Origin of the sequence: Halomonas sp. Bachu 37, from assembly GCF_039691755.1 — a bacterium.
Classification (GTDB): Bacteria; Pseudomonadota; Gammaproteobacteria; order Pseudomonadales; family Halomonadaceae; genus Vreelandella; species Vreelandella kashgarensis.
This window is the reverse complement of sequence record NZ_CP137552.1, coordinates 2,997,577-3,022,634: the sequence shown is the minus strand read 5'-3', so window position 1 is coordinate 3,022,634 and position 25,058 is coordinate 2,997,577. Positions and strand designations below refer to the sequence as shown.

Here is a 25,058-nt window from a genome sequence, read left to right as displayed (position 1 = left end):
TATAATGAAATATAACATTTCAAATATAGCGTTTTACGCAACGAGGTTGGTCGCGTAAAGTCATCTCAACGCCGAAAGCCCAGTACCGCGCCAAGACGGTACGGGTGGCCATCAACGCTGATACCTAACGACATTCGATTCCGGAGCCTCGCCATGCACGTTTATTACGATAAAGATTGCGATCTTTCCCTTATCCAAGCCAAGAAAGTGACTATCGTCGGCTATGGCTCGCAAGGTCATGCCCATGCCAACAACCTGAAAGAGTCGGGAGTGGACGTTACTGTCGCACTGCGCAAAGGTTCTTCATCTGCCGCCAAGGCGGAGGCCGCCGGTCTGAAAGTGGCCAGCGTGCCGGAGGCTTGCAAGAGCGCCGATGTGGTCATGATTCTGGTGCCTGACGAGAACCAGAAGGCGATCTACGAGCAGGAAGTCGAACCGAACCTGAAAGAGGGTGCGACGCTGGCCTTCGCCCACGGCTTCAACATCCACTACAACCAGATCGAGCCGCGCAAGGATCTCGACGTCATCATGATTGCACCCAAGGCGCCGGGGCATACGGTGCGTTCCGAATTCGTCAAGGGTGGTGGCATTCCGGATCTTATCGCCATTCACCAGGATGCATCCGGCAAGGCCAAGGAGCTCGCGCTCTCCTATGCGGCAGGTGTCGGCGGCGGCCGCAGCGGTATCATCGAAACGACTTTCAAGGATGAAACCGAAACGGATCTGTTCGGTGAACAGGCCGTTCTTTGTGGCGGTGCGGTCGAGCTGGTCAAGGCGGGCTTCGAAACCCTGACCGAAGCCGGCTATGCACCGGAAATGGCCTACTTCGAGTGTCTGCACGAACTCAAGCTGATCGTCGACCTGATGTACGAAGGTGGCATCGCCAACATGAACTACTCTATCTCCAACAACGCGGAGTATGGCGAGTACGTGACCGGCACCGAGGTCATCAACGAGCAATCTCGCGCCGCGATGCGCAACGCCCTCAAGCGCATCCAGACTGGCGAATACGCCAAGATGTTCATCAACGAGGGCAACAGCAACTACCCCTCCATGACGGCACGGCGTCGTCTTAATGCCGAGCATCAGATCGAGCAGGTCGGCGAGAAACTGCGCGGCATGATGCCGTGGATCGCCGCCAATCAGCTGGTGGACAAGAGCAAGAACTGATCGGTTCTGGCGTGTCACTCCAAGGCCGCGATGATTCGCGGCCTTTTGCTGTCTGGGAAGCGGGCTGGAATGAAAGGAAGCCCCTTTCGACCTTGCTGTCACCGTGTAGAATGAAAGGAATCGCGTTTCGGGTATATCTTTCCAATGGATGATGCATATGACACAGGACGACCGTAATTCGGAACATGAGCAATCGGCAAGCAAGGATGAATCCGAACAGTTCGTGAGAGATGACGAGGACTTGGCAGCGACATTCCTGCGAGAAACGGAAGTCGTTGAAGAGTCGGTCGAGGACGGTAAGAAAGTTCGCCGCAGGGGCATTTACCTGCTTCCCAATCTGTTCACCACTTCGGCGCTCTTCTCGGGTTTTTTTGCCGTCGTGGCGGGGATTAATGGTGACTTCTCGGCAGCGGCTGTCGCCATCTTCATAGCCATGGTACTCGATGGCCTCGATGGGCGGGTCGCCCGAATGACGAATACGCAAAGCGAGTTCGGGGCAGAATACGACAGCCTGGCCGATATGATCTCCTTTGGTATGGCCCCCGCGCTAGTGGCCTTTACCTGGATCCTGCAGGATATCGGCAAGACGGGATGGGTGGTGGCGTTTCTCTACGTTGCCTGCGCAGCGCTACGCCTTGCTCGCTTCAATGTCCAGATCGGTAGTACCGATAAGAAGTGGTTCATTGGCCTACCCAGTCCTTCGGCAGCGGCCGTGGTGGCTGCCAGTGTCTGGACGTTTCATAGCTTTGATGCCGACGCTCTCGGGTTCAAGTTGCTGATGCTGTTTGTCGTCGCCGCTGCTGGTGTCTTGATGGTTAGTAATATCCGCTACTACAGCTTCAAGGATGTCGACTTCAAGAAGCCGGTGCCTTTCGTTGTGCTCCTGGCGGTCGTGCTGGGGTTCGTGATGATTTCGGTAGAACCCTCGGTAATGCTTCTGCTGCTCTTCGGTGCCTATGTGATTTCAGGACCCATTTTGGCCGCCATGCGCAAGGCAAAGACGAAAGTCTGAAACTTTCTTACAAACCCCTTGCCAACTCCGCTGTGAATCCGTAAAGTACGCATCCGCTGCCGGGGACGCCAAGCGTTTCCAGCGGTGGATGAAGGTGAAAACCTTCGGATTGTCAGGAAGTTAGCGAAGTTTTGATCGCTCGCTTCACGCGCTGACATCAGCGGTTGACAATCACCAGGGAATGTGTAGAATACGCCTTCCTCGCTGAGGCCAAGCCGGTCACCGATTGGCCAGATAGCACAGCGACGCTCTTTAATAATTTGATCAGGTAATTCATGTGGGCGCTTGCCGATGAGGGTGACAAATCACCTATTATCAAGGCAAGCGACTCGTCAAAGGCTTCGGCCTAAGAATGAATTCGTTTGACCCTTGAGCCAAGATTGGTTCGCTTTTGCCTTCGGGCAAGCAAGAACCGCAATGATTGAAACTGAAGAGTTTGATCATGGCTCAGATTGAACGCTGGCGGCAGGCCTAACACATGCAAGTCGAGCGGTAACAGGGGAAGCTTGCTTCCCGCTGACGAGCGGCGGACGGGTGAGTAACGCATAGGAATCTACCCGGTAGTGGGGGATAACCTGGGGAAACCCAGGCTAATACCGCATACGTCCTACGGGAGAAAGGGGGCTTCGGCTCCCGCTATTGGATGAGCCTATGCCGGATTAGCTGGTTGGTGAGGTAATGGCTCACCAAGGCGACGATCCGTAGCTGGTCTGAGAGGATGATCAGCCACATCGGGACTGAGACACGGCCCGAACTCCTACGGGAGGCAGCAGTGGGGAATATTGGACAATGGGGGCAACCCTGATCCAGCCATGCCGCGTGTGTGAAGAAGGCCCTCGGGTTGTAAAGCACTTTCAGCGAGGAAGAACGCCTGTCGGTTAATACCCGGCAGGAAAGACATCACTCGCAGAAGAAGCACCGGCTAACTCCGTGCCAGCAGCCGCGGTAATACGGAGGGTGCAAGCGTTAATCGGAATTACTGGGCGTAAAGCGCGCGTAGGTGGCTTGATAAGCCGGTTGTGAAAGCCCCGGGCTCAACCTGGGAACGGCATCCGGAACTATTAGGCTAGAGTGCAGGAGAGGAAGGTAGAATTCCCGGTGTAGCGGTGAAATGCGTAGAGATCGGGAGGAATACCAGTGGCGAAGGCGGCCTTCTGGACTGACACTGACACTGAGGTGCGAAAGCGTGGGTAGCAAACAGGATTAGATACCCTGGTAGTCCACGCCGTAAACGATGTCGACCAGCCGTTGGGTGCCTTGAGCACTTTGTGGCGAAGTTAACGCGATAAGTCGACCGCCTGGGGAGTACGGCCGCAAGGTTAAAACTCAAATGAATTGACGGGGGCCCGCACAAGCGGTGGAGCATGTGGTTTAATTCGATGCAACGCGAAGAACCTTACCTACCCTTGACATCCTGCGAACCCGGAAGAGATTCCGGGGTGCCTTCGGGAACGCAGAGACAGGTGCTGCATGGCTGTCGTCAGCTCGTGTTGTGAAATGTTGGGTTAAGTCCCGTAACGAGCGCAACCCTTGTCCTTATTTGCCAGCGCGTAATGGCGGGAACTCTAAGGAGACTGCCGGTGACAAACCGGAGGAAGGTGGGGACGACGTCAAGTCATCATGGCCCTTACGGGTAGGGCTACACACGTGCTACAATGGCCGGTACAAAGGGTTGCGAGCTCGCGAGAGTCAGCCAATCCCGAAAAGCCGGTCTCAGTCCGGATCGGAGTCTGCAACTCGACTCCGTGAAGTCGGAATCGCTAGTAATCGTAGATCAGAATGCTACGGTGAATACGTTCCCGGGCCTTGTACACACCGCCCGTCACACCATGGGAGTGGACTGCACCAGAAGTGGTTAGCCTAACGCAAGAGGGCGATCACCACGGTGTGGTTCATGACTGGGGTGAAGTCGTAACAAGGTAGCCGTAGGGGAACCTGCGGCTGGATCACCTCCTTAAACGATGCGTCATCCTCGCGGTAAGCGCTCACAATGAATTACCTGATCAAGTGATAGAGCAAACGATAGAAGCACGATCCCCTCTTGGGTCTGTAGCTCAGTTGGTTAGAGCGCACCCCTGATAAGGGTGAGGTCGGCAGTTCAAGTCTGCCCAGACCCACCAAATTCCTGTGATACTGCGTTAAAATGTTCCTCGTGTAGCAGGCTATACGTCGTTGCATTTTGCCATAGCTCACAGCAATTGATGACAAGAGGTCGGTGTTGCTAAAACAATGGGGCCATAGCTCAGCTGGGAGAGCGCCTGCCTTGCACGCAGGAGGTCAGCGGTTCGATCCCGCTTGGCTCCACCATTAATCGTTTGCTTATGTTTTGTGATCATTGATAAGACGTCATGCGGAGCCATGCGTCGCCTTATCACTGTTCATCGAACAGTCGCTCTTTAACAATGTATATCATGCTGACATAAACGTCTTTTTAAGACGTTTATACGTAAATTGTTTTGTGATACGTCTCAAGCGTATCCGGCAATCGTTATCATTGCGAGATTCAGACTCCTTCGGGTTATAGGGTCAAGCAATGAAGCGCACACGGTGGATGCCTAGGCAGCCAGAGGCGATGAAAGACGTGGAAGCCTGCGATAAGGTTCGGCGAGGTGGCAAACAACCTGCGACCCGGACATCTCTGAATGGGGAAACCCACTCACCATCAGGTGAGTATCGTATCCTGAATCCATAGGGGTACGAGGCGAACCCGGGGAACTGAAACATCTAAGTACCCGGAGGAAAAGAAATCAACCGAGATTCCCCCAGTAGCGGCGAGCGACCGGGGAGTAGCCCTTAAGCATGAGACTGATTAGACGAACGTGCTGGGAAGCACGGCCGTAGCGGGTGATAGCCCCGTAGTCGAAAATCTGATCATGTGAAATCGAGTAGGTCGGGGCACGAGAAACCTTGACTGAAGACGGGGGGACCATCCTCCAAGGCTAAATACTCCTGGCTGACCGATAGTGAACCAGTACCGTGAGGGAAAGGCGAAAAGAACCCCGGAGAGGGGAGTGAAATAGATCCTGAAACCGTGTGCGTACAAGCAGTAGGAGCCCACTTGTTGGGTGACTGCGTACCTTTTGTATAATGGGTCAGCGACTTATTTTCAGTGGCGAGGTTAACCGTATAGGGGAGCCGTAGGGAAACCGAGTCTTAACTGGGCGCACCAGTCGCTGGAAATAGACCCGAAACCGGGCGATCTATCCATGAGCAGGGTGAAGATTGAGTAACATCAATTGGAGGCCCGAACCAGGATCTGTTGAAAAAGATTTGGATGACTTGTGGATCGGAGTGAAAGGCTAATCAAGCCCGGAGATAGCTGGTTCTCCTCGAAAGCTATTTAGGTAGCGCCTCACGTATCACCACCGGGGGTAGAGCACTGTTTCGGCTAGGGGGTCATCCCGACTTACCAACCCGAGGCAAACTCCGAATACCGGTGAGTGCCAGCGTGGGAGACACACAGCGGGTGCTAACGTCCGTTGTGAAAAGGGAAACAACCCAGACCGTCAGCTAAGGTCCCCAAATCCTGGTTAAGTGGGAAACGAGGTGGGAAGGCTCAGACAGCTAGGAGGTTGGCTTAGAAGCAGCCATCCTTTAAAGAAAGCGTAATAGCTCACTAGTCGAGTCGGCCTGCGCGGAAGATGTAACGGGGCTAAACCAGGTACCGAAGCTACGGGTTCATCCTCAGGATGAGCGGTAGAGGAGCGTCGTGTAAGCCGATGAAGGTGGATTGAGAAGTCTGCTGGAGGTATCACGAGTGCGAATGCTGACATGAGTAACGATAAAGGGAGTGAAAAACTCCCTCGCCGGAAGACCAAGGGTTTCTGTTCGATGCTAATCAGAGCAGAGTGAGTCGGCCCCTAAGGCGAGGCCGAAAGGCGTAGTCGATGGGAAACGGGTCAATATTCCCGTACCGGACATGATTGCGATGGGGGGACGGAGAAGGCTAGGTGAGCCAGGCGTTGGTAGTCCTGGTGAAAGTGAGTAGGCTGAGGAATCAGGCAAATCCGGTTCCTCAAGGCCGAGACACGAGACGAACAGCCCACGGGCTGGAAGTCACTGATGCCACGCTTCCAGGAAAAGCCTCTAAGCACCAGATCATGTGCGACCGTACCCCAAACCGACACAGGTGGTCAGGGTGAGAATCCCCAGGCGCTTGAGAGAACTCGGGTGAAGGAACTAGGCAAAATGGTGCCGTAACTTCGGGAGAAGGCACGCCGGCGTATCGTGAGAGCCCCCGCGGCTTCAGCGAGAACCGGTCGAAGATACCAGGTGGCTGCAACTGTTTAGTAAAAACACAGCACTCTGCTAACGCGCAAGCGGACGTATAGGGTGTGACGCCTGCCCGGTGCCGGAAGGTTAAGTGATGGTGTTAGGCCTCGGCCGAAGCTCTTGATCGAAGCCCCGGTAAACGGCGGCCGTAACTATAACGGTCCTAAGGTAGCGAAATTCCTTGTCGGGTAAGTTCCGACCTGCACGAATGGCGTAATGATGGCCACGCTGTCTCCACCCGAGACTCAGTGAAATTGAAATCGCCGTGAAGATGCGGTGTACCCGCGGCTAGACGGAAAGACCCCGTGAACCTTTACTATAGCTTCACACTGGACGCTGTTGTTGCCTGTGTAGGATAGCTGGGAGGCTTGGAACTGCGGACGCCAGTTCGCAGGGAGCCGACCTTGAAATACCAGCCTGGCATCATTGGCGTTCTCACTCAGGTCCGTGATCCGGATCGAGGACAGTGTGTGGTGGGTAGTTTGACTGGGGCGGTCTCCTCCCAAAGCGTAACGGAGGAGCACGAAGGTACCCTCAGCACGGTCGGACATCGTGCAATGAGTGCAAGAGCATAAGGGTGCTTGACTGCGAGACAGACACGTCGAGCAGGTGCGAAAGCAGGTTCTAGTGATCCGGTGGTTCTGTATGGAAGGGCCATCGCTCAACGGATAAAAGGTACTCCGGGGATAACAGGCTGATACCGCCCAAGAGTTCACATCGACGGCGGTGTTTGGCACCTCGATGTCGGCTCATCACATCCTGGGGCTGAAGTCGGTCCCAAGGGTATGGCTGTTCGCCATTTAAAGTGGTACGCGAGCTGGGTTTAGAACGTCGTGAGACAGTTCGGTCCCTATCTGCCGTGGGCGTTGGATGTTTGAGAAGCGCTGCTCCTAGTACGAGAGGACCGGAGTGGACGACCCTCTGGTGTTCCGGTTGTCACGCCAGTGGCATTGCCGGGTAGCTATGGTCGGACGGGATAACCGCTGAAAGCATCTAAGCGGGAAGCCCCCTTCAAGATGAGACATCCCCGAGGCCTCGAGCCTCCTGAAGGGCCCAGCGAGACCAGCTGGTCGATAGGCACGGTGTGGACGCGCTGCAAGGCGTTGAGCTAACGTGTACTAATGGCCCGTGAGGCTTGACCCTATAACACCCAAGGGGTCTGCTCAAAATGATAACGATCGCGTGTGAACACACGCAGAGAACCGGATACGCAACGAGTAAGCGACACGCTTGCTTGAAGTGACAGAGACGCTCACAAAACACGTCAATGGCAACACACCAGGACGACACAGCATGATATGCATTACCCGTTACGCCTGACGACCATAGCGAGTGGGAACCACCTGATCCCTTGCCGAACTCAGCAGTGAAACCGCTTAGCGCCGATGGTAGTGTGGGGCTTCCCCATGCGAGAGTAGGTCATCGTCAGGCACCTATCCTGCAGAAAACCCAGCCACCCGGCTGGGTTTTTTGTGTGCGTAGCTGACGCCTGGATCTTTTCGTTTTTCTCCATATGCCTAGCAACACAGCTGGGTCTTGTGAGCTAACATGCAGAATCTGGAATACAGCCGCCAGCGACTGAAGTGGTCCAATTAGAGCGGACACCCCGGTAAGCCTCATAATGGAGGCAGTGGAGGTGTTCATGACCAAGAAGACTCGACGTCGGTTTTCCGATGAATTCAAGGCGGATGCAGTGAGCCTGGTGAGCGATCAGGGGTATTCCGTATCCGAGGCCGCCCGGCGCCTGGGCGTGGAGCGCAGCGTGCTGGACCGCTGGTGCCGCAAGCACCGCCAGCAGGGCTCCGGCACCCCGGGGCGGCAGGAGGACGATCGCGACGCCGAGATCAAGAAGCTCCGCGAAGAAGTTCGTAAGCTTCAGGTTGAAAAGGATATTTTAAAAAAGGCGGCGGCCTTCTTCGCCAAAGAGTCGAACTGAGATACCAGTTCATCGAGTCGGAGAAGGCCACCTACCCCGTGGCCGTGTTGTGTCGGGTCATGCGGGTCAGCCGGAGCGGTTTCTATGCCTGGCGACGACGTGACCCTGATGACCATCGACAGGCCCTGCTCCATGAGGTCAGAGAGATCCATCGCCGGAAGCGCGGCAGCTACGGCAGCCGCCGCATGGCCAAAGAACTGCGACGCCGTGGCTATGAGGTCGGTCGTTACCAGGCCCGAAGCCTGATGCGGGAAGCCGGTGTAGAGGCACGCCAGCGGCGACGCTGGCGTCATACGACCGATACCCAGCACACCCTGCCGGTGGCGCCCAACCTCTTGAATCGCCAATTCACGGTGGCGGCACCGAATCGGGCCTGGGTGGCTGATATTACGGCTATCTGGACGTTGGAAGGATGGCTCTACCTGGCGGCGGTGCTCGACCTCCACGACCGGCAGTTGGTGGGCTGGGCGATGGCCGAGCACATGCGCACGCAACTGGTCCTGGACGCCCTGGAGATGGGCGTGGGCCGCCGGCAACCCGGTAGAGGGTTGATTCATCATAGCGATCGCGGGAGCCAATACGCGTCGCATGAGTACCGCGGCACGCTTGTTCGGCATGGGTTCCAGGCCTCGATGAGCCGCAAGGGGAACTGCTGGGATAATGCCGTCATGGAGCGCTTTTTTGGCTCACTGAAAAGCGAGTGGTTGGCTGACCAGCGGTATGCGAGCCGACAGGCGGCACGGCGGGATGTAATCGACTACATCGAGATGGAGTACAACAGTTGCCGGCTTCACTCGACCCTAGGCTATCAGACGCCGAGGGAGATCGAACTGGCGGCTGCGGCTTGAAAATGTGTCCGCTCTGACTTGACCAGAACATACTGACGCTTTGTTGTTGGCAGAGTAAGTGCTAGAGTTTTTATACTGATTAGCTATTCACCGCGTTATTTTCTCAGGAGGAGAAATGAATATGCCACGTATGCTGAAAGTCTTCGGCAGTATCCTTTTTATCGCCCTGATGGGGAGCGGCTTGGCCGCGTGCGATAATGAGGGGCCGGCGGAAGAAGCAGGTGAGAATATTGACGAAAGCATGGAAAGCGTTGGCGACAGCATGGAAGAAATTGGAGATGACATCGAGGACTCGGCAGATAATTAAGCGGGAAATCGTAACTGGTCGCCTCTTGTAATTAGAAAGCCGCCTGGAGCGGCTTTCTTTGTATATAACAATCAAGGAGTCGAAAGTGCGCCTGAAAGCAGAAACCAGTCTCTTTCTCATGGTCGATTTCCAGGCTGGATTATTGCCCGTGATTGATGGTGGCCTTCAGGCCGCCTCCGAAGCCGCGTGGTTGGGCGGAGTCGCCCATGAGTTGAACGTACCGATCTGGCTCACCGAACAAAACCCCGAGAAGCTGGGAGCCACCGAGCCCAGTTTGCTGCAAGACCTGCCTGGTTATCGATTGTGGCAAAAGAATCATTTCGGTGTGATGGAAGAAAAAGCTTTTGCTGATGCCTTGGCGGCGTCAGGGCGACATCAGGTGGTGCTATGCGGTACGGAAGCGCATATCTGCGTGATGCAAACGGGATTGGGCCTGCTCGAGGCGGGATATGAGCTTTATTGGCTGACGGAAGCCACCGCCAGCCGGCGTGAGGAAGAAGCCAAGCTTGCCCGCAAGAGAGTATGCCAGGCGGGAGCGGTGGCCGTGAGTGGCGATATGGTCGCGTACGAGTGGCTCCATCGCTGCGATAGCGAGGCATTCAAACGCGTCCACCGCCATTTTCTCAAGCCACGATCGCCACGCCCGGTACGTTTCTTCTAGCGTTCGGCACTGGCTTCTGGACGAGTGAAGACCAGAGTATCGCCTTCCGAGGCAGCGGGGGAGAAACGATACCCGGCGCCGGTGAATTGCTTGAGTTGATCCGGTTCGTTGAGACGCTGACGGATGATCCAGCTGGCCATCATTCCCCGGGCCTTCTTGGCATAAAAGCTGATGATCTTGTACTGCCCATTCTTTTCATCCTTGAAAATGGGAGTAATGATGCGGGCGTCGATTTTCTGGGTATCGACGGCCTTGAAGTACTCGTTGGAGGCTAGGTTCACCAGGACTCGCGAGCCGCTGGCATCAAGAGCCTCTTTCAACGCCTGGGTCAGGATCGGCTTCCAGTAAGCGTAAAGATCCTTGCCTTCAGGATTGGGCAACTTGGTTCCCATTTCCAGGCGATACGGCTGAATAAGATCCAGCGGCCGCAATAGACCGTAAAGACCCGAGAGAATCCGTAAGTGATTCTGGGAAAACTCGTTCATTCGCGCATCGAATTCGTGCGCTTCCAGGCCGGTATAGACATCTCCCTGAAAAGCCTGAATGGCGGGTTTGGCGTTGGTCGGCGTGAAGGGAGGCTGCCATTGAGCGAACCTGGCGGCATTGAGACCGGCCAATTTATCGCTGATCCCCATCAGTTCACTGAGTTGCTGGGGAGAATAATCTCTGAGAATTCCGATCAAGGTGCGGCTTCGTGCCAAATGGTCTGGCTGGGTCGCGATTTCGGTGGTGGCTGGCGTTTCAAAATCCAGTGTCTTGGCGGGCGAGATGACACTCAGCATGGAAAGCTCCTGAACCGGTTGGGCAGCCATTATAACAAGCCCCGGGCATTGCCGGGGCTATCAACTCGATAGGGGCGAGTATCAAGGGCAGGGGTTAGGCATCTGCGTATGGATGGCCTCGATGGCGTCCAGGACATCGTCATCCAGTTTGAGCGCCTCGCTTTCTAGGTTGTTTTCCAACTGCTCCATGGTGGTGGCGCCAATGATGTTGCTGGTCAGGAAACTGCGCGAATTGACGAATGCCAGCGCCATCTGGGCCGGGTCCAGGCCATGCTGGCGGGCCAGCTCGACATAGGCGCGGGTGGCTGTCTCCGCTTGAGGCGAATTATAACGCTGGAAGCGCTCAAACAAAGTGAGGCGGGCATTTTCAGGCCGAGCCCCATCCAGGTACTTGCCGGAAAGCACACCGAAGCCCAGTGGCGAGTATGCCAGCAGCCCGACGTCTTCTCGGTGAGCTATTTCAGCCAGACCGATTTCAAAACTGCGGTTAAGCAGGTTATAGGGATTCTGGATGGAAGCCACTCTGGGCAGCCCCATAGTGTCGGCCAGGTGCAAGCAACGCATCACGCCCCAAGGGGTCTCGTTGGATAGACCAATCGCGCGAACCTTACCGGCATCGACCAGTTCCTTCAGCGCGCCGAGACTCTCTTCCAGAGCGGTACTGTCCTCCTCCTCGGTATGCCGGTAATTCAGCTTGCCGAAGAAATTGGTGTTGCGATCCGGCCAGTGCAGTTGATAGAGATCGATATAGTCGGTCTGCAGCCGCTTGAGGTTGTCATCCGCGGCTTGCAGTATCTGCTGGCGGGTCAAGCGCGATCCGCCGCGCAGGTAAGCCATTCCCGGCCCGCTGACCTTGCTGGCGATGATGACATCGTCGCGTGAGCCGCGCGACTTGAGCCAGCTTCCGATATAACGCTCCGTGCGTCCTTGAGTCTCTGCCTTCGGCGGCACGGGGTACATTTCAGCCGTATCGATGAAATTGATGCCGAACGCTACCGCTCGATCCAGTTGTTCGTGGGCGTCGGTTTCGCTGTTCTGTTCGCCGAACGTCATGGTGCCGAGGCACAATCGACTGACTTCCAAGCCGGTCTTGCCGAGAGGGCGCGTTTGCATGCTGATCTCCTTGCTGTGGCGTTGTCGCCTCGGGTGCCTAATACGCAACTGCTGGGGCTAATAAGGCTTCTCAGAAGGTGGCGCTTATGGTGTGAGCGGCGCCAGTAGCGCATGTTAGCGAGAGGAGGAGAATGCAGCAAATCGATGGGGTTGAGTCATTGCCAAGGCAGGCGTATGCTTGCCAACCCCAAACCAGCCAAAAGGCTGGGATCACGCGTGGTCAGACGAGCAACTCGCATTAGGCGTTGTAGCGCTGACCCCAATGTAAACAGACTTAGAGGCAGGGTGGTTTGCCATGCCCCAGGCATCATCTTTGTTCATTCGGCTGGAGTATCGTCTGGCCGAGCAGCTGTTTCATAGCCGTTGGCTATTACCCCGGTCGCCGCGCACCCAGCGGTTGACCATGCGTCTTTACAAGCGCTGTGCCGATGCGGGCCATCCTACGGCGCTATCGGTCTATGGACACATGCTGTTCCATCGTAGCCTTTCGCCTCAGGATAAGGCGCGTGGCGCCCGCTATGTACTGGAAGCCGCCCAGGCCGGGAATGTGAAAGCACAGTATCAGGCCGCGGTCATCCACGAGCATGGATGCCTGCAGTATCCGCGCCGCGAGGATTACGCCGTCACCTGGTACGCCCGAGCCGCGCAGGCAGGCCACTACCTGGCGGCGAATCGCTTGGCTCAAGCTTACCGAGATGGTGAGCTAGGCTTGGCCGTGGACAATGCGAAGGCCGCCTACTGGCAGCAGCAAGCCGAAGCATGCAGTGAACCTCCGGCCCTCGAGCGTGCCGTATAAGGCACGCTTTGCTAGGGTTACCGTTATCTAGTTCATATCGTTCTTGTCTTTAGGGATACCGTGTCCGTGGCGCTACCCATATTGCTGGATATCGAAGCGTCCGGATTCGGCCGCGGCAGCTACCCCATCGAAGTTGGCATTGCTCGCGGCGACGGCAGTACCTGCGCATTTCTGATTCAACCGCTGGACGAGTGGACCCATTGGGACCCGAAAGCCGAATTGTTGCACGGTATCCAGCGTGATCGCCTGGTCCAGGAGGGCTATCCCGTAGGCCAGGTGGCGCGCTGGCTGAACGACGAGCTGGGTCAGGCCGGCAAGGCGTACAGCGACAGCTGGGGCTACGACAATACCTGGCTTTCGCTACTTTTCCATCACGCTGGCATGCTGCCGCATTTCCGTCTGGAAGCCTTGCGTATTCTGTTGAGCGAGGCGCAACAGGCCGCCTGGAGCGATACCAAGGAAGCGATCATTGCCGAATGCGGTATCCACCGGCATCGGGCTGGAGAGGATGCCAGGCTTCTGCAATTGACCTATCAACGCACTCAGGACTTGAATCTTTAACCTTTGCGGCCGTTGAGACTTGCTTCGAGCGCGTCCAGCAACGCATTCGGCGTTTGTGCATCGAGCATCATGTCGCGTGTCGCGGGGGTCAGGAAACCATGGGCCACCGTGGAATCGAGAAAATCAAGCAGCGGTGTGTAGAAGTCCACGATGTTGAGCAGCCCCAGCGGCTTCTCGTGCAGCCCCAGATACCCCCAGGTCCATATCTCGAAGAGCTCCTCAAGCGTGCCGATACCGCCGGGCAGGGCGAGGAAAGCGTCGGCATGCGCGGCCATGCTGGCCTTGCGCTCATGCATGTTACGTACCCGGATCAATTCGGTCAGCCCTAAGTGGGCCTGTTCTCGATCGACGAGATGATCGGGCATGACGCCGATAACCTCGCCACCGTTATCCAATACTGCGTTGGCCAGCTCTCCCATCAAGCCGATACGTGCCCCGCCGTAGACCAGCGTGTGGCCACGCTCGGCCAATAGCTGGCCCAAGTGCCGGGCGGTTTGGAGAAACTCGGGGCTGCGACCTTCACGCGAGCCCAGGTAGACGCAAATTCGTGCCATGAACAACAATCCTGGTGGAGACGACCCCTGGCGGAGCCGAGCTAGGGGAGACAGTACTAGAGGAGACAGTACTAGGGGAGACAGTCAGCCACTGGGTAAGACGCGTCCAACCATTGGCCGATGACATTGTCGCCGCATAGGTGGTGGGCGTACTGGGTATGCAGGCAGCGCACTTGATCCCAATTGCTGATGCCGCCTATGCCGCGTTGGGTCAACACCTCGTCGTAACCTAACTGGCGTACCTGGACTTGCTGGGCTTCACTCATGAAGGCCCAGCGAGCAGCGACATAGTCCTGGTGGCTGGCATGATAGGCAGCGAGGAAGTCGGAATCCTCCTGTAGGCGCTGTTCCAACTGCTTGATGACGCCTGCCGCCTCGATATGCGAGATCTCCACCTTCAGACGCTCGGAACATAGCCAATAAAGGGTGGGGAAAGGCTTGTCATCGATGATCGGCGCCATGCGCAACACCAGGGGCGTACCTTGACTGTCGGTCGCGGCAACGGCTTCGATGCCGCGCGGGGCACGTCCCAGTTGTTCTGTGATTATCGCGAGCTGGCGGGCGTCAGGAGCTTGATCGGTGCGAATCACCATCGTTGGGGTCTCTTACAAACTTGTTGGAGCGGCCGACGGCACGAAAGAAACAGCGGTTGAGCTGCTCGGGAGTCACAACATAGTGCCAGCGGCGCTCGCAATATTCGGCGCCACGGGCGATCAGGACATCGTACAGTCGATTGAACGGGGCATCATAATCGTAGGGGTCGGCGCCGAACAAGCGGATGTGCGGATAATCGGCGAAGCGCTCCATGAAGAAGAGTTCCAGTTCGGCCTCCACCGCACGATGCTGGGTGGTGTTGTCGGGATCTAGCCACAGATTGTAGCGAATCGCCATGACAGGCTCCTGAGGCCCCGGAACCGGGGCAAAATGGCTCAAGCAGGCGCCGGTGCCTCCTGCAGGTGGGCTTCAAGCGCCTCGCGCAGCTTGCCCTCGATGGGTACGGTGCATTTGGCCTGGTGGTCGTACTGGACCATGACGGTATGGCCGAGATTGGTCAGCTTGCCGTGCTGCCGGGCTTCCTGGGTCACGGTGAAGGAGCTATTGCCCAGGCGAGTCAAATAAGTGCGTATTTCGATATCGTGACCGTAAAACAGTTCGGCGCGGTAGTCGACTTCCATCCGAGCCATGATCAAACGCCACTGCCTGGGATTCAAGTCCGGGGTAAACAGCTTGAACAGGTCGTTGCGCGCCAGTTCGAACCAGGCAGGCAAGCGGGTATTGTTGATGTGTCCCAGGGCATCGGTATCGTAAAAAGCGGGTTCAATGGTACGTGTAAACATAAGTCGTCCTTGTTATTGGCGGTGCCCTCGAGTCAGGGGAGGACAATGGCAGGCTTCAGGATTACCCCAAGCAAACGCTTGGTCAAGTCCTGGTCAGGTCGCGAGTCGTCGATTGGCCCACCACTGCTGCACACGCAGCCACCCTAGAAGCCACAGCGTGGCAACGGCAAAACCGGCGAACGTGCCAGCGGCCAAGCCCCACGTCTCATAGGTGAGCGAAACGCACAGGGTATAGCTTAAAAGCGAGCCGAGACCCATCGGGTAGTGCTTAATCACCGTCGCTGCGGGGGCGGCGCCGTAAGACGCGTGCAGAATCAACAAGAAGGGAAGCATGGTGACCGGAAAAGCCGCTAGCGTGCCCGCCCAGGCAGCTGGCACCACGTGTGCGAGTGTCGTGATGATAAAAATCATCAGCGTAGCGAGCCCGGCGCGAAAGGCCAGTGCCGACCATGAAAATACGCCGCTGGCGTTAACGCGCGCCTCCGGTACACGTCGATAAAGCCAGGTGAACACGACAATGGCCACGAGCGTGACCAGCGTGCCGCTGACGCGGGTAAACTCAAACTGCGAGAGCACTCCACCGGCCACAAGCCAGGCCGCTAAGCCGCCCGCGCATCCAGTGAAAACACCCTTGAGGCCGTCCTGCCGGCCGCAGAGTAAATAGCCGCCACCCAATGCCAGCGTGGCGGTAAAGCCCGCTAACGTATGCACTGCGCTTTGGGTGGCGAATACCGGGGAAATCTCCAGCCCAATAAAAAACAGTGCCAGCGCCGTGCCGAGCGGGTAGCCAGCCAACAGGCCCGCCACCCGTGGACTCACCCTCACCGCGACAGCGCCAAGCCCGAACACCAGACCAATGGAAACTAGCAGCTTGGCAAGCTGCCAGATCAATGGAACCTCTGTCATCATTCATCCTTACTCTATTAGCTATGGGTAGCGTCATGCCGATGTCCGCTCACGCTTTATCGTCCGCCGACGAATGTGCTAAACGAGACGCAGCCCTTGGCTATCCTGCCAGGCGGCCGGAAGCGCTTGCGCCAAGGGTTCATGAAGCCGTTCCGGCAAGGCCGAAAATGCCTCTTCCAGGCTGCCGAACGAACGATTGCGCAACCAACAATAGGCCCAGGCGCAGGCCTCGGCATCGCTCGTCGGAACCGGCCCGGCCGGCATCTGATTCAGCAGAAAGACAGCGGTACGAGGTGCCCAGAGCGGAATTTCATCGGCATGCCCGGCTTGGCTCCAGGCGAGCAGTTCCTCGCCACTGGGAGTGTGCTCCGGCTCGGCGAGCTTGGCGACACGGGCGGTTTCCGCGAGGATCAAGGCCAGCCGGTCGCTGTCCGCCTGACCCAGCTCCAACCACTGCTGTAACAGCGCGGAAAGTCCTTCGCGCACCTTGGCATAGAAGTCGCGTTGCGGCATTGTCGGTTCCTTGGCTGGTTTCGGAGAGGATATCATGAGGTTTGATTTTGCCACGCCGCTGGAGCGGCGCCATCCCCAAGGCAATTGGGCTTCGCAAAAGTGGCACCGCTATGGCGAGGATATCCTGCCGTTATGGGTGGCGGATATGGACTTTCGCTCACCTCCCGAGGTCGTGGAGGCCCTTCACGCCCGCGTCGAGCATGGCATCTACGGTTACGGCGAAGTTCCCGGCGGTTTACCGCAAGCGTTGGCCGAGTGGAGTGCGCATCACTATGGCTGGGCTATCGACCCCACTTGGCAACAATGGTTGCCGGGAGTGGTACCGGCACTTCATCTTGCCACCCTGGCATTGACCGAGCCTGGGGAAGGGGTTCTGACCGTTGCCCCCATCTACCCGCCTTTTCTCGCTGTTGCCGAGCGCACGGGCCGAGTGACGCAAACCGCCTATCTCGCTCCGCCTGACGGCACGCAAGGGGAGTGGCGGCTGGACCTGGCCGCGCTGGAGGCTGCGATCACCTCAAACACGCGCTTGCTTTTATGGTGCCAGCCGCACAATCCCACCGGGCGTATCTGGCGCGAGGAGGAGCTGGCGGGGCTGGCCGAGCTTGTCGAGCGCCATGATCTCTACGTGATTTCCGATGAGCTGCATTGCGATCTTCTCCTGCCGGAAGGTGCGCGTCACCGGCCTCTGGTCATGGCGTATCCCGCTTTGGCCGCACGGACCATCACCCTGTGGTCTCCCTCGAAGACCTTCAATCTGGCGGGGTTGACCACGGCTTGCGCGATCATTGCCGATCCCGAGTTGCGCCGTCGCTTTGCCCGCACCATCAAGGGGCTAGTCCCGGACGGTAACGTAATGGGGCTGGTCGCGGCGGAAGCGGCGTACCGCCATGGTGAGCCCTGGCGCCAGGAACTACTGAGCACGCTGCGCGGCCATCGCGACTACTTGATGGAACGGGCCAACGCCTGGCCGGGTGCGCGCATGGCGGAGCCGGAGGCAACGTACCTGGCCTGGATCGACTTGCGTAAGGCCGGCTTGGGAAATACGCCGCAGAAGGCGCTGCTGGAGCGGGCCGGTGTGGCGCTTTCCAACGGCGCCGATTTCGGCACGCCGGGGTTCGTGCGGCTCAATTTCGGCACTACCGCCACCCAACTACAGGCGGCGGTGGAGCGAATGGACAAGGTACTGGGGTGAGTCGAGGGCTCGGTGTTGCCACCGAGCCTCGATTATCGATCAGTACATCAAGGCAAACAGCTTGCGCCGGTAAGCCACGGTGAGCGGATGATCGGCACCGAGAGCATCGAATACCTGAATGAGGGTCTTGCGCGCCGCGTCCTCGCCATATGATCGGTCCTGTTTCATCAGCTCGAGCAAGGCCTCCAAACCGGCTTCATACTGGCCGTCGGCAACCTGGCGCAGTGCCCGCTGGAAGCGGGCTTCGCTGTCGTCGCGGCCCTCCAGAGCGGCAATCTCGGCGGGCGGCAGGGCTTGCTCGGCAAAGGCGATGCTGGCAAGAACCCCGCGAGCCGGTGCGGCGTCGCGCTCTTCAGGCGGAAGGTTGTCGATTATCTGGCGCGCTTCGTCCCCTTGACCTTCTGCAGCTATAACGCGAGCTAATTCGACCTGGTAGGCGAAGTAGTCGGGATACTGAGCGATCAATGTCTGATAGATCTCTCGGGCAGTGGCGTAATCGCCCTGTTGTAACGCTTCAGCGGCCTGGCCCTCAGGGCTGGGCGGCGCTTCCTCGGGGGCGGGAAAATAGCGTCCCAGCCACTCTCTGACCTCTTTTTCGGGAAGTACACCCTGAAAGCCATCTATCAGCCCACCCTGGCTGACCAGCTTGATATCCGGTACCGAACGGACGCCGAGCTGGGCAGCGATTTCAGGGTTGGCTTCGGCGTCCAGCTTGGCCAGCAGAAAGGCGCCGCCATACTCCACCGCGAGTTTTTCCAGCACCGGAATCAGGGTGCGGCACGCGTCGCTGGTCGGCGAGTAGCAGCCCAGCAGAATGGGCACCTGCATGGAAGCTTCGAGTATCTGCTGGATATTGCCGGCGCCGACCTCGATGATCACGTCCTCGGCCCGGCTGCCATCGGAGGGCTTGCCCGAGGCGTCGTTTCCGGCGGGCGGTGATGGAGCATCGAGTGGCGCGGTTAGCGGCTCACCGGTACGAGGGTCGACAATGGGCATGGTAGGGCCTTACGCAGCGAATGAATGTGTTTACGATATGCTGGCAAAGACACAGGATTCAAGGGTGGCGAGTTTCATGACGCGCACAAAAAAGGGAGAGGGCGCACCCTCTCCCGGAGATTCCGGCTGGGATGACGATCAATCATCGTCGTCCCACATGCCGTTGTATTCCCGATAATCGAATACGTCCATGTCGCCGATCTCGTTTTCCTCATACTGCAGCATGTAGGAAGCATTTCCCGGCGCCCAGCCGTATCCATAACCATAGAAGGGGTAGGCGTAGGGGGCGTTACCAAAGTTGCCGGCGGAATGGATCACGATCGCCTGTATTTCGCCTTCCCTGGAAAACAGGATGTTATCGATGTAACCGTAGCCGACTCGGTTATTGAAGCTGGCATAATCGTCGAGCAGGTCGGTAAGTTTCCAGATGCGATCTCCGGTCTCGACATCGTCGTCGACTTGCCGGGCCTGCTCGGTCTGGGAAAGGTCGTCTTGACTGATGTAACCGGAGTCGAACAAGTCGTAATCGTCGACGTTGTCCTCGACGATGGGCACCTGCACCCCGTCATCGGTCAGCTGCACTTCCTCCCAAGGCACGAGAACGTGGGTAGCGCCGATACCCCAGAATCCGCCTACCTCGGCGATGATGGCAACGATCTGATTGTCCTGATTGATGAGGACGTTCTCGACATTGCCGATCTCTTCACCGGACTCGCCGAACACCTCGGCATCCATCAGGCTCTCCGAGGTGTGATCCTGCCCAGTAACGGTGGACACCTCAAGAACGTCATACGTTACGATGAGGTGAACCATGGCAAGATCGACAACATCAATGAAGAAAAAATCATATACCCGTTACTCAGATGCCTACCGGCAAGAAGCCTTAGCGCTTGCGGATCGCATTGGCGTTGCAGCAGCGGCGCGTGAACTGGGAATACACGCGAGTCAGCTCTATCAGTGGCGATCTAAAGCACAGCTGCAGCAAGACACATCCGAGCGAGAGCGGTCGTTGGCAGAAGAAAACGCCCGCTTGAAGCGCCAACTAGCCGAGGCAAATGAAGAGCTGGCCATCACAAAAAAGGCCGCGGTGTACTTTGCGAAAAGCCTGAAGTGAACTATGCCTTTATCCACCGTCATCGTCAGGCGTTCAGTATTCAGCGTATGTGCCATGTTGTCGGGGTCGCTCGGAGTGGCTACTACGCTTGGCGGCAACGCGAAGGCGCATCGTCCCCAAAACGCAGCCAGCAAGCCATTATCGATCAGCATGTGGCCAAGGCTTATCACCAACGCAAGGGCCGCTCAGGCGCCCCGAGACTAACGCTAGACCTGCGAGATGATGGGATGCCGATCAACCGTAAGACGGTGGCTGCCAGCTTACAGCGTCAGGGCCTGCGCGCTAAAGCAGCCCGTAAGTTCAAGGCCACCACGAACTCACGGCATTCGTTGCCAGTTGCACCGAATCTACTAGAGCAAAACTTCACGGCCTCGGCTCCTAATCAAAAGTGGGTGAGTGACATTACCTACTTGGCGACGGGCGAAGGCTGGCTTTACCTGGCAGTGCTCATTGATCTTTACTCTCGTAAAGTGGTCGGTTGGGCAATGAGTGAGCGTATGACGGCCGATCTTGTCTGTGACGCGCTACAGATGGCGCTATGGAAACGCAAAATGCCCAAAGGCGTGATAGTCCATTCGGATCGAGGTAGTCAGTATGTTCTGGTCAAGTCAGAGCGGACACATTTTCAAGCCGCAGCCGCCAGTTCGATCTCCCTCGGCGTCTGATAGCCTAGGGTCGAGTGAAGCCGGCAACTGTTGTACTCCATCTCGATGTAGTCGATTACATCCCGCCGTGCCGCCTGTCGGCTCGCATACCGCTGGTCAGCCAACCACTCGCTTTTCAGTGAGCCAAAAAAGCGCTCCATGACGGCATTATCCCAGCAGTTCCCCTTGCGGCTCATCGAGGCCTGGAACCCATGCCGAACAAGCGTGCCGCGGTACTCATGCGACGCGTATTGGCTCCCGCGATCGCTATGATGAATCAACCCTCTACCGGGTTGCCGGCGGCCCACGCCCATCTCCAGGGCGTCCAGGACCAGTTGCGTGCGCATGTGCTCGGCCATCGCCCAGCCCACCAACTGCCGGTCGTGGAGGTCGAGCACCGCCGCCAGGTAGAGCCATCCTTCCAACGTCCAGATAGCCGTAATATCAGCCACCCAGGCCCGATTCGGTGCCGCCACCGTGAATTGGCGATTCAAGAGGTTGGGCGCCACCGGCAGGGTGTGCTGGGTATCGGTCGTATGACGCCAGCGTCGCCGCTGGCGTGCCTCTACACCGGCTTCCCGCATCAGGCTTCGGGCCTGGTAACGACCGACCTCATAGCCACGGCGTCGCAGTTCTTTGGCCATGCGGCGGCTGCCGTAGCTGCCGCGCTTCCGGCGATGGATCTCTCTGACCTCATGGAGCAGGGCCTGTCGATGGTCATCAGGGTCACGTCGTCGCCAGGCATAGAAACCGCTCCGGCTGACCCGCATGACCCGACACAACACGGCCACGGGGTAGGTGGCCTTCTCCGACTCGATGAACTGGTATCTCAGTTCGACTCTTTGGCGAAGAAGGCCGCCGCCTTTTTTAAAATATCCTTTTCAACCTGAAGCTTACGAACTTCTTCGCGGAGCTTCTTGATCTCGGCGTCGCGATCGTCCTCCTGCCGCCCCGGGGTGCCGGAGCCCTGCTGGCGGTGCTTGCGGCACCAGCGGTCCAGCACGCTGCGCTCCACGCCCAGGCGCCGGGCGGCCTCGGATACGGAATACCCCTGATCGCTCACCAGGCTCACTGCATCCGCCTTGAATTCATCGGAAAACCGACGTCGAGTCTTCTTGGTCATGAACACCTCCACTGCCTCCATTATGAGGCTTACCGGGGTGTCCGCTCTAATTGGACCACTTCAGTACTGTTCCACGCGTTACCAGTCGCTGCTTACCCGGCATAAGCTTACGTGCAGCATGAGCGCCAAAGGCAACTGCTATGATAATGCCTGTGCCGAAAGCTTCTTCCACAGCCTCAAGGTTGAAGCGATCCATGGGGAGCAATTTACAACGCGAAACGATATGAGGCGCCAGGTGTTTGAGTACGTCGAACTGGACTACAACAAACAACGGCGGCACAGTGCTATTGGGATGATCAGCCCAGAGGCCTTTGAAGCCCGAATGATCGCTTAAACCAGTGTCCACTGTTGCTGGGTAAGATCAGTGATACCGCTTTCCTGGTAGAGCTCGTCGTAGTTCCATTCGGTGATGGTGCGAATCTGATCGTTCTGTTCTTGCTGAACACTGTTCTGCTGAGTATTGCCCTGCTGGGCCTGGTTGGTGCTGGCGCCTGCTTCTGCCTGAGCGGTCCCCGTGGCAGCGATAACGGCCAAGGCAATAAAAGAAAGGTTGTGTTGGAGTTTCATAAAACCTCCTATCTGCTGCATTCACCGGCAACCTAGTAGAGACATCTGGATATGTAAAATGTGAACTGATAGCAAAGGCGGCTGTTTGGAGTTTGATGATTGTCTTTGAGCTCGCTTCCCTTCGTCCTCTAATCCGAACTGACGCTATGCTCGGTGGCATCTTCCTCCCCTTCTTCGACCAATTCGCGAGCCTTTTCCTTTTTTTCCTCGGAGGCCTTGGGCTTGACGCTGTCCTTCTCCGCAACGGAGAGGGTGGCGGTAATGGCGAAGTGGTCGGAGCCGGGTATCCGCAATCGGCCCAGGTCGGCCAGGTGGAGCCCGTCGGATACGAACATGTGATCGATGGGGTAGCGCAACAGCGGCCGGTTCGCATCGAAGGTATTGAGCAGCCGTCGGCCGCGGCGGGGGTCCTTCAGGTCACTTATATCGGCGAACAGCTGGGTGGTGTCGGACCACGCGACATCATTGAAGTCACCGGTGACGATCCAGCGTTGGTCCGCGTGCTCCTTGACGTGGCGGGCAACGAGCATCAGCTCTGCATCGCGAATGCGGCTATCCCGGCGTTCGCTATCCTCGTCGTTGTGGCTGATCCGATCCCGCAGACCCGGCGGGACGGGGTGGGTGCCGATGTATCGTATCGGCCCGACTCTCGGCACGTCCAGAGTCGCGAAGATCGATGGCCGACGCTCGGATACCAGGTACTTGATCTCCTGCTCCCGCAACGGGAAGCGCGACCAGAGCACCATTCCCAGGCCTTCGTCGCGGACTTCCCCGACTCGATAAGAGTAGTGCCGATCCAGCATCGCAACCTCCTCGGCCCATGTCTGGTCGATCTCGATCAACAGCAGCAGGTCGGGGTCTTCGTGGCGTACCACTTCCAGCAGTTCGTCGTAGCGGTCGTTGTTGTAGGCGACATTCGCGGTCAGCACCTTGATGGGGGTCCGGGGCTCATCTGGCTCGGCCTCGGCGGTTGGGACTTCGGTCGGCCAGAGCGGTGTGAACGGCACGATATGCGATAGTTGCCACCCGCACGTCACCAGGATTACCGCCAGCCACATGGAGGGCTCTTTCCGGGTGCCGTACTTCCACGTATATCTCGCAATCAACAGCAGCGGTATCAATGTTGACCAAGCCAACTGAAGCCGCGGCATGTCCCATAGCCGGGCCCACCACTGACCGCTGGGAAGCATTGGGAGTAAGCTCACGACGACAAACAGTAGCGTCAGAACCCGTATGACCCAAAGAAGTAACCGCTTTGACAATCTTCTGCTCCTCATGCAAATGCCGGCAACGGCGAGCCGCAGGCGTGTTTCCGAACTTTTCCTAGGCAGAGCTTAGGTTCACCTTTCGATGAGTTGCAAAGTAAACATCGGAAGCAGATTGCCTTGCGCGAGCTAGAAGGGGGCTCCCGGCGCCTTGAACCATCAATCGGGGGAACGCTTACCGGGGGCTGGTTTATCGACGTAACCGTCCTGCAGTTGCGACTCGCTACCCTCGCGGAGGCGCTCGATGGAGGCATCCCCCTGTCTGGCTAGGCTCGCCAGCCGCTCGATCTGCTCGTCCAGCCGGGGCAGGGCTTGCTGACGGTAGGTCGAGAGATCATCGATCGCGCCCATCACCTCGCCGAAGGCCTCCTCGAGCACCTGCATGTCGAGCATCGCTCCGGAAGCGCGTTTCTGGATATCCACCCCCTGCTGGCGCAGGGCCTTGGCGGTGCCGCCGATCATCTGCGACGTGGTGGCATTGAGACCTTCGATGCGATCCAGCACCAGGCGCTGGTTGGCCATCGCCATGGCCACGGTCACCGCCACGGTCAGCGCCGAGACGGTGACGTTGATGGCCCGGTCCACGCCGCGCATCAGTTCCCGGTTGTTGCGGATGATGACTTCCAGCGCCAGCACGCCCTGCTGGCTCACCGCCAGTTGCTGTTGTAGATCGACGATGCGCTGACGCAGAGGAAAGAGCAGTTCTTCTTCGAGGAAGTGGCGCCGCGGATCATCGGCATCGCGAGCGGCGATCTCGTCCTGCAGGCGGCGATCGATCAAGCGGCCCAGGGCGATCTGGCGGTTAAGCTCGCGCAGAATCTCATTCAGGGCCTGCTGATCATCGCTCAGCGTGAGGTTGTCACGATGCAGCATATCGCGACCGCCTTCCAGATCCGCGATGATCGCGTCCAGCGCCTGCTGGGCGTTCTCGAACTTGCGAAAGTAGCGTTGCAGGCGGCTGTCGACGCCGGGAATGATCGCCATGACACGATCCAGCGCGCTCGGCGCCAGGCGATGGCGAGCGGGGTCGAGCCCTGCCATGCGCCCGCGCAGATCGGCCAGTGCCTTGGCGACCGGTCCGCCCTCGTCGCCCTGGTGGGCCAGCTTGCGTAGCGGTGTCTGCAGCATGGCGCTGCGATGGGCGGCCTGCTGCTGAAGCTCAAGCCCCATCTCGTCCACGGCGCGGCGCTGGCGAACCGCCGCTGCGTCGTCATTCGCGGCGAGGATATCCTCAACGAAGCGGTCTGCCATGGCCTCGAGTTCGGGGTCGATATCCCGCTCGTCAGGGCCGGTCGAATCGTCCTGGCGCGTTCCCAACTGGTCGGCGATCTCGTCCACTGGCGGCAGGGACAGGCGACGGTTGTCATCGGATTGCTGATTCATGGG

General features: G+C 57.9%; 20 protein-coding genes, 2 tRNA genes, 3 rRNA genes and 4 pseudogenes. 15 read left to right on the top strand and 14 right to left on the bottom strand.

Annotated elements, in window-relative coordinates; genetic code table 11:
• Positions 1-153: 153 nt before the first annotated feature.
• The 10 genes and pseudogenes from ilvC (at position 154) to R5M92_RS13760 (ending at position 10,206) form a co-directional block, all read left to right on the top strand.
• The gene (gene ilvC, locus R5M92_RS13805; RefSeq protein ID WP_346796544.1) at positions 154-1,170 is read left to right on the top strand and encodes a ketol-acid reductoisomerase; all 1,017 of its coding nucleotides are present in this window, start codon (positions 154-156) and stop codon (positions 1,168-1,170) included.
• Positions 1,171-1,327: 157 nt separating this feature from the next.
• Positions 1,328-2,182, top strand: coding sequence for a CDP-diacylglycerol--serine O-phosphatidyltransferase (gene pssA / locus R5M92_RS13800; RefSeq protein WP_346796542.1), 855 nt, complete (start codon positions 1,328-1,330; stop codon positions 2,180-2,182).
• A 424-nt stretch (positions 2,183-2,606) separates the two neighbouring features.
• Positions 2,607-4,139 (top strand): 16S ribosomal RNA (locus R5M92_RS13795).
• Positions 4,140-4,225: 86 nt separating this feature from the next.
• A tRNA-Ile gene (locus R5M92_RS13790) sits at positions 4,226-4,302 on the top strand.
• Between the two features lie 111 nt (positions 4,303-4,413).
• Positions 4,414-4,489: transfer RNA gene (locus tag R5M92_RS13785), tRNA-Ala, on the top strand.
• 217 nt (positions 4,490-4,706) lie between these two features.
• Positions 4,707-7,597, top strand: a 23S ribosomal RNA gene (locus R5M92_RS13780).
• A 172-nt stretch (positions 7,598-7,769) separates the two neighbouring features.
• Positions 7,770-7,885 (top strand): 5S ribosomal RNA (gene rrf / locus R5M92_RS13775).
• The 16S, 23S and 5S rRNA genes sit together here with 2 tRNA genes alongside, the layout of an rRNA operon.
• A gap of 211 nt (positions 7,886-8,096) precedes the next feature.
• Positions 8,097-9,238: pseudogene (locus R5M92_RS13770) on the top strand (IS3 family transposase).
• 121 nt (positions 9,239-9,359) lie between these two features.
• The gene (locus R5M92_RS13765) at positions 9,360-9,545 is read left to right on the top strand and encodes a hypothetical protein (protein WP_346796540.1); all 186 of its coding nucleotides are present in this window, start codon (positions 9,360-9,362) and stop codon (positions 9,543-9,545) included.
• Positions 9,546-9,630: 85 nt separating this feature from the next.
• Complete coding sequence (locus tag R5M92_RS13760) at positions 9,631-10,206, top strand: isochorismatase family protein (RefSeq protein WP_346796539.1); 576 nt, start codon at positions 9,631-9,633, stop codon at positions 10,204-10,206.
• Here the strand turns inward: R5M92_RS13760 and yaaA are convergent.
• Both yaaA and R5M92_RS13750 read right to left on the bottom strand, forming a co-directional pair.
• Complete coding sequence (gene yaaA, locus R5M92_RS13755) at positions 10,203-10,988, bottom strand: peroxide stress protein YaaA (RefSeq protein WP_346796537.1); 786 nt, start codon at positions 10,986-10,988, stop codon at positions 10,203-10,205. The genes R5M92_RS13760 and yaaA overlap by 4 nt on opposite strands.
• An 81-nt stretch (positions 10,989-11,069) precedes the next feature.
• Entirely contained in the window at positions 11,070-12,101 is a 1,032-nt protein-coding gene (locus tag R5M92_RS13750) for an NADP(H)-dependent aldo-keto reductase (protein ID WP_346796535.1), read from the bottom strand.
• Positions 12,102-12,396: 295 nt separating this feature from the next.
• Here R5M92_RS13750 and R5M92_RS13745 point away from each other — a divergent pair, with 295 nt between their 5' ends.
• Entirely contained in the window at positions 12,397-12,897 is a 501-nt protein-coding gene (locus R5M92_RS13745; protein ID WP_346796533.1) for a tetratricopeptide repeat protein, read from the top strand.
• 60 nt (positions 12,898-12,957) lie between these two features.
• Positions 12,958-13,458 (top strand): hypothetical protein, encoded by a 501-nt coding sequence (locus tag R5M92_RS13740; protein ID WP_346796532.1) that lies wholly within the window; start codon positions 12,958-12,960, stop codon positions 13,456-13,458.
• On the opposite strand, the gene R5M92_RS13735 is transcribed toward R5M92_RS13740, so the two are convergent.
• The 6 genes from R5M92_RS13735 to R5M92_RS13710 form a co-directional block, all read right to left on the bottom strand.
• Positions 13,455-14,012 carry a TIGR00730 family Rossman fold protein gene (locus tag R5M92_RS13735; protein WP_346796531.1) on the bottom strand — a complete coding sequence of 186 codons (558 nt, stop codon included), beginning with the start codon at positions 14,010-14,012 and terminating at the stop codon, positions 13,455-13,457. The genes R5M92_RS13740 and R5M92_RS13735 overlap by 4 nt on opposite strands.
• Before the next feature lie 71 nt (positions 14,013-14,083).
• Positions 14,084-14,605, bottom strand: coding sequence for a DUF501 domain-containing protein (locus R5M92_RS13730; RefSeq protein ID WP_346796530.1), 522 nt, complete (start codon positions 14,603-14,605; stop codon positions 14,084-14,086).
• The gene (locus R5M92_RS13725) at positions 14,577-14,903 is read right to left on the bottom strand and encodes a hypothetical protein (RefSeq protein ID WP_346796529.1); all 327 of its coding nucleotides are present in this window, start codon (positions 14,901-14,903) and stop codon (positions 14,577-14,579) included. The genes R5M92_RS13730 and R5M92_RS13725 overlap by 29 nt, the downstream gene beginning before the upstream one ends.
• A 38-nt stretch (positions 14,904-14,941) precedes the next feature.
• Complete coding sequence (locus tag R5M92_RS13720; RefSeq protein ID WP_346796527.1) at positions 14,942-15,349, bottom strand: thioesterase family protein; 408 nt, start codon at positions 15,347-15,349, stop codon at positions 14,942-14,944.
• 93 nt (positions 15,350-15,442) lie between these two features.
• Positions 15,443-16,255: a hypothetical protein gene (locus tag R5M92_RS13715; protein ID WP_346796526.1), complete on the bottom strand. Its 813-nt coding sequence runs from the start codon at positions 16,253-16,255 to the stop codon at positions 15,443-15,445.
• Between the two features lie 78 nt (positions 16,256-16,333).
• A complete protein-coding gene (locus R5M92_RS13710) occupies positions 16,334-16,768 on the bottom strand; it encodes a hypothetical protein (RefSeq protein ID WP_346796525.1) in 435 nt (144 codons plus the stop codon).
• A 34-nt stretch (positions 16,769-16,802) separates the two neighbouring features.
• On the opposite strand from R5M92_RS13710, the gene R5M92_RS13705 reads away from it, so the two are divergent.
• Entirely contained in the window at positions 16,803-17,963 is a 1,161-nt protein-coding gene (locus R5M92_RS13705) for a PatB family C-S lyase (protein WP_346796524.1), read from the top strand.
• A gap of 39 nt (positions 17,964-18,002) precedes the next feature.
• Here R5M92_RS13705 and R5M92_RS13700 read toward each other — a convergent pair whose 3' ends face one another.
• Positions 18,003-18,959 carry a tetratricopeptide repeat protein gene (locus R5M92_RS13700; RefSeq protein WP_346796523.1) on the bottom strand — a complete coding sequence of 319 codons (957 nt, stop codon included), beginning with the start codon at positions 18,957-18,959 and terminating at the stop codon, positions 18,003-18,005.
• 138 nt (positions 18,960-19,097) lie between these two features.
• Entirely contained in the window at positions 19,098-19,772 is a 675-nt protein-coding gene (locus tag R5M92_RS13695) for a PRC-barrel domain-containing protein (RefSeq protein WP_346796522.1), read from the bottom strand.
• Between R5M92_RS13695 and R5M92_RS13690 the strand changes: the two are divergent.
• A pseudogene (locus tag R5M92_RS13690) lies at positions 19,771-20,669 on the top strand (IS3 family transposase); the annotation flags it as partial. The gene R5M92_RS13695 and the pseudogene R5M92_RS13690 sit on opposite strands and share 2 nt — an antisense overlap.
• A gap of 29 nt (positions 20,670-20,698) precedes the next feature.
• Here the strand turns inward: R5M92_RS13690 and R5M92_RS13685 are convergent.
• A pseudogene (locus R5M92_RS13685) lies at positions 20,699-21,840 on the bottom strand (IS3 family transposase).
• 61 nt (positions 21,841-21,901) lie between these two features.
• On the opposite strand from R5M92_RS13685, the pseudogene R5M92_RS13680 reads away from it, so the two are divergent.
• A pseudogene (locus R5M92_RS13680) lies at positions 21,902-22,174 on the top strand (IS3 family transposase); the annotation flags it as partial.
• On the opposite strand, the gene R5M92_RS13675 reads toward R5M92_RS13680, so the two are convergent.
• The 3 genes from R5M92_RS13675 to R5M92_RS13665 form a co-directional block, all read right to left on the bottom strand.
• Entirely contained in the window at positions 22,171-22,407 is a 237-nt protein-coding gene (locus R5M92_RS13675) for a hypothetical protein (RefSeq protein ID WP_346796520.1), read from the bottom strand. The pseudogene R5M92_RS13680 and the gene R5M92_RS13675 sit on opposite strands and share 4 nt — an antisense overlap.
• A 128-nt stretch (positions 22,408-22,535) precedes the next feature.
• Positions 22,536-23,465 carry an endonuclease/exonuclease/phosphatase family protein gene (locus R5M92_RS13670; protein ID WP_346796519.1) on the bottom strand — a complete coding sequence of 310 codons (930 nt, stop codon included), beginning with the start codon at positions 23,463-23,465 and terminating at the stop codon, positions 22,536-22,538.
• 366 nt (positions 23,466-23,831) lie between these two features.
• Entirely contained in the window at positions 23,832-25,055 is a 1,224-nt protein-coding gene (locus tag R5M92_RS13665; RefSeq protein ID WP_346796518.1) for a toxic anion resistance protein, read from the bottom strand.
• Between the last annotated feature and the right edge of the window lie 3 nt (positions 25,056-25,058).

Excerpts from the sequence above, each read along its gene's own strand:
- R5M92_RS13750 (WP_346796535.1), bottom strand. The coding sequence starts at position 12,101 with ATGCAAACGCGCCCTCTCGGCAAGACCGGCTTGGAAGTCAGTCGATTG.
- R5M92_RS13710 (WP_346796525.1), bottom strand. The coding sequence starts at position 16,768 with ATGCCGCAACGCGACTTCTATGCCAAGGTGCGCGAAGGACTTTCCGCG.
- R5M92_RS13735 (WP_346796531.1), bottom strand. The coding sequence starts at position 14,012 with ATGGCACGAATTTGCGTCTACCTGGGCTCGCGTGAAGGTCGCAGCCCC.
- R5M92_RS13720 (WP_346796527.1), bottom strand. The coding sequence starts at position 15,349 with ATGTTTACACGTACCATTGAACCCGCTTTTTACGATACCGATGCCCTG.
- R5M92_RS13725 (WP_346796529.1), bottom strand. The coding sequence starts at position 14,903 with ATGGCGATTCGCTACAATCTGTGGCTAGATCCCGACAACACCACCCAG.
- R5M92_RS13675 (WP_346796520.1), bottom strand. The coding sequence starts at position 22,407 with ATGAAACTCCAACACAACCTTTCTTTTATTGCCTTGGCCGTTATCGCT.
- R5M92_RS13730 (WP_346796530.1), bottom strand. The coding sequence starts at position 14,605 with ATGGTGATTCGCACCGATCAAGCTCCTGACGCCCGCCAGCTCGCGATA.
- R5M92_RS13700 (WP_346796523.1), bottom strand. The coding sequence starts at position 18,959 with ATGCCCATTGTCGACCCTCGTACCGGTGAGCCGCTAACCGCGCCACTC.
- R5M92_RS13765 (WP_346796540.1), top strand. The coding sequence starts at position 9,360 with ATGCCACGTATGCTGAAAGTCTTCGGCAGTATCCTTTTTATCGCCCTG.
- pssA (WP_346796542.1), top strand. The coding sequence starts at position 1,328 with ATGACACAGGACGACCGTAATTCGGAACATGAGCAATCGGCAAGCAAG.
- R5M92_RS13715 (WP_346796526.1), bottom strand. The coding sequence starts at position 16,255 with ATGACAGAGGTTCCATTGATCTGGCAGCTTGCCAAGCTGCTAGTTTCC.
- R5M92_RS13745 (WP_346796533.1), top strand. The coding sequence starts at position 12,397 with ATGCCCCAGGCATCATCTTTGTTCATTCGGCTGGAGTATCGTCTGGCC.
- yaaA (WP_346796537.1), bottom strand. The coding sequence starts at position 10,988 with ATGCTGAGTGTCATCTCGCCCGCCAAGACACTGGATTTTGAAACGCCA.
- R5M92_RS13665 (WP_346796518.1), bottom strand. The coding sequence starts at position 25,055 with ATGAATCAGCAATCCGATGACAACCGTCGCCTGTCCCTGCCGCCAGTG.
- R5M92_RS13695 (WP_346796522.1), bottom strand. The coding sequence starts at position 19,772 with ATGGTTCACCTCATCGTAACGTATGACGTTCTTGAGGTGTCCACCGTT.
- R5M92_RS13705 (WP_346796524.1), top strand. The coding sequence starts at position 16,803 with ATGAGGTTTGATTTTGCCACGCCGCTGGAGCGGCGCCATCCCCAAGGC.
- ilvC (WP_346796544.1), top strand. The coding sequence starts at position 154 with ATGCACGTTTATTACGATAAAGATTGCGATCTTTCCCTTATCCAAGCC.
- R5M92_RS13670 (WP_346796519.1), bottom strand. The coding sequence starts at position 23,465 with ATGTGGCTGGCGGTAATCCTGGTGACGTGCGGGTGGCAACTATCGCAT.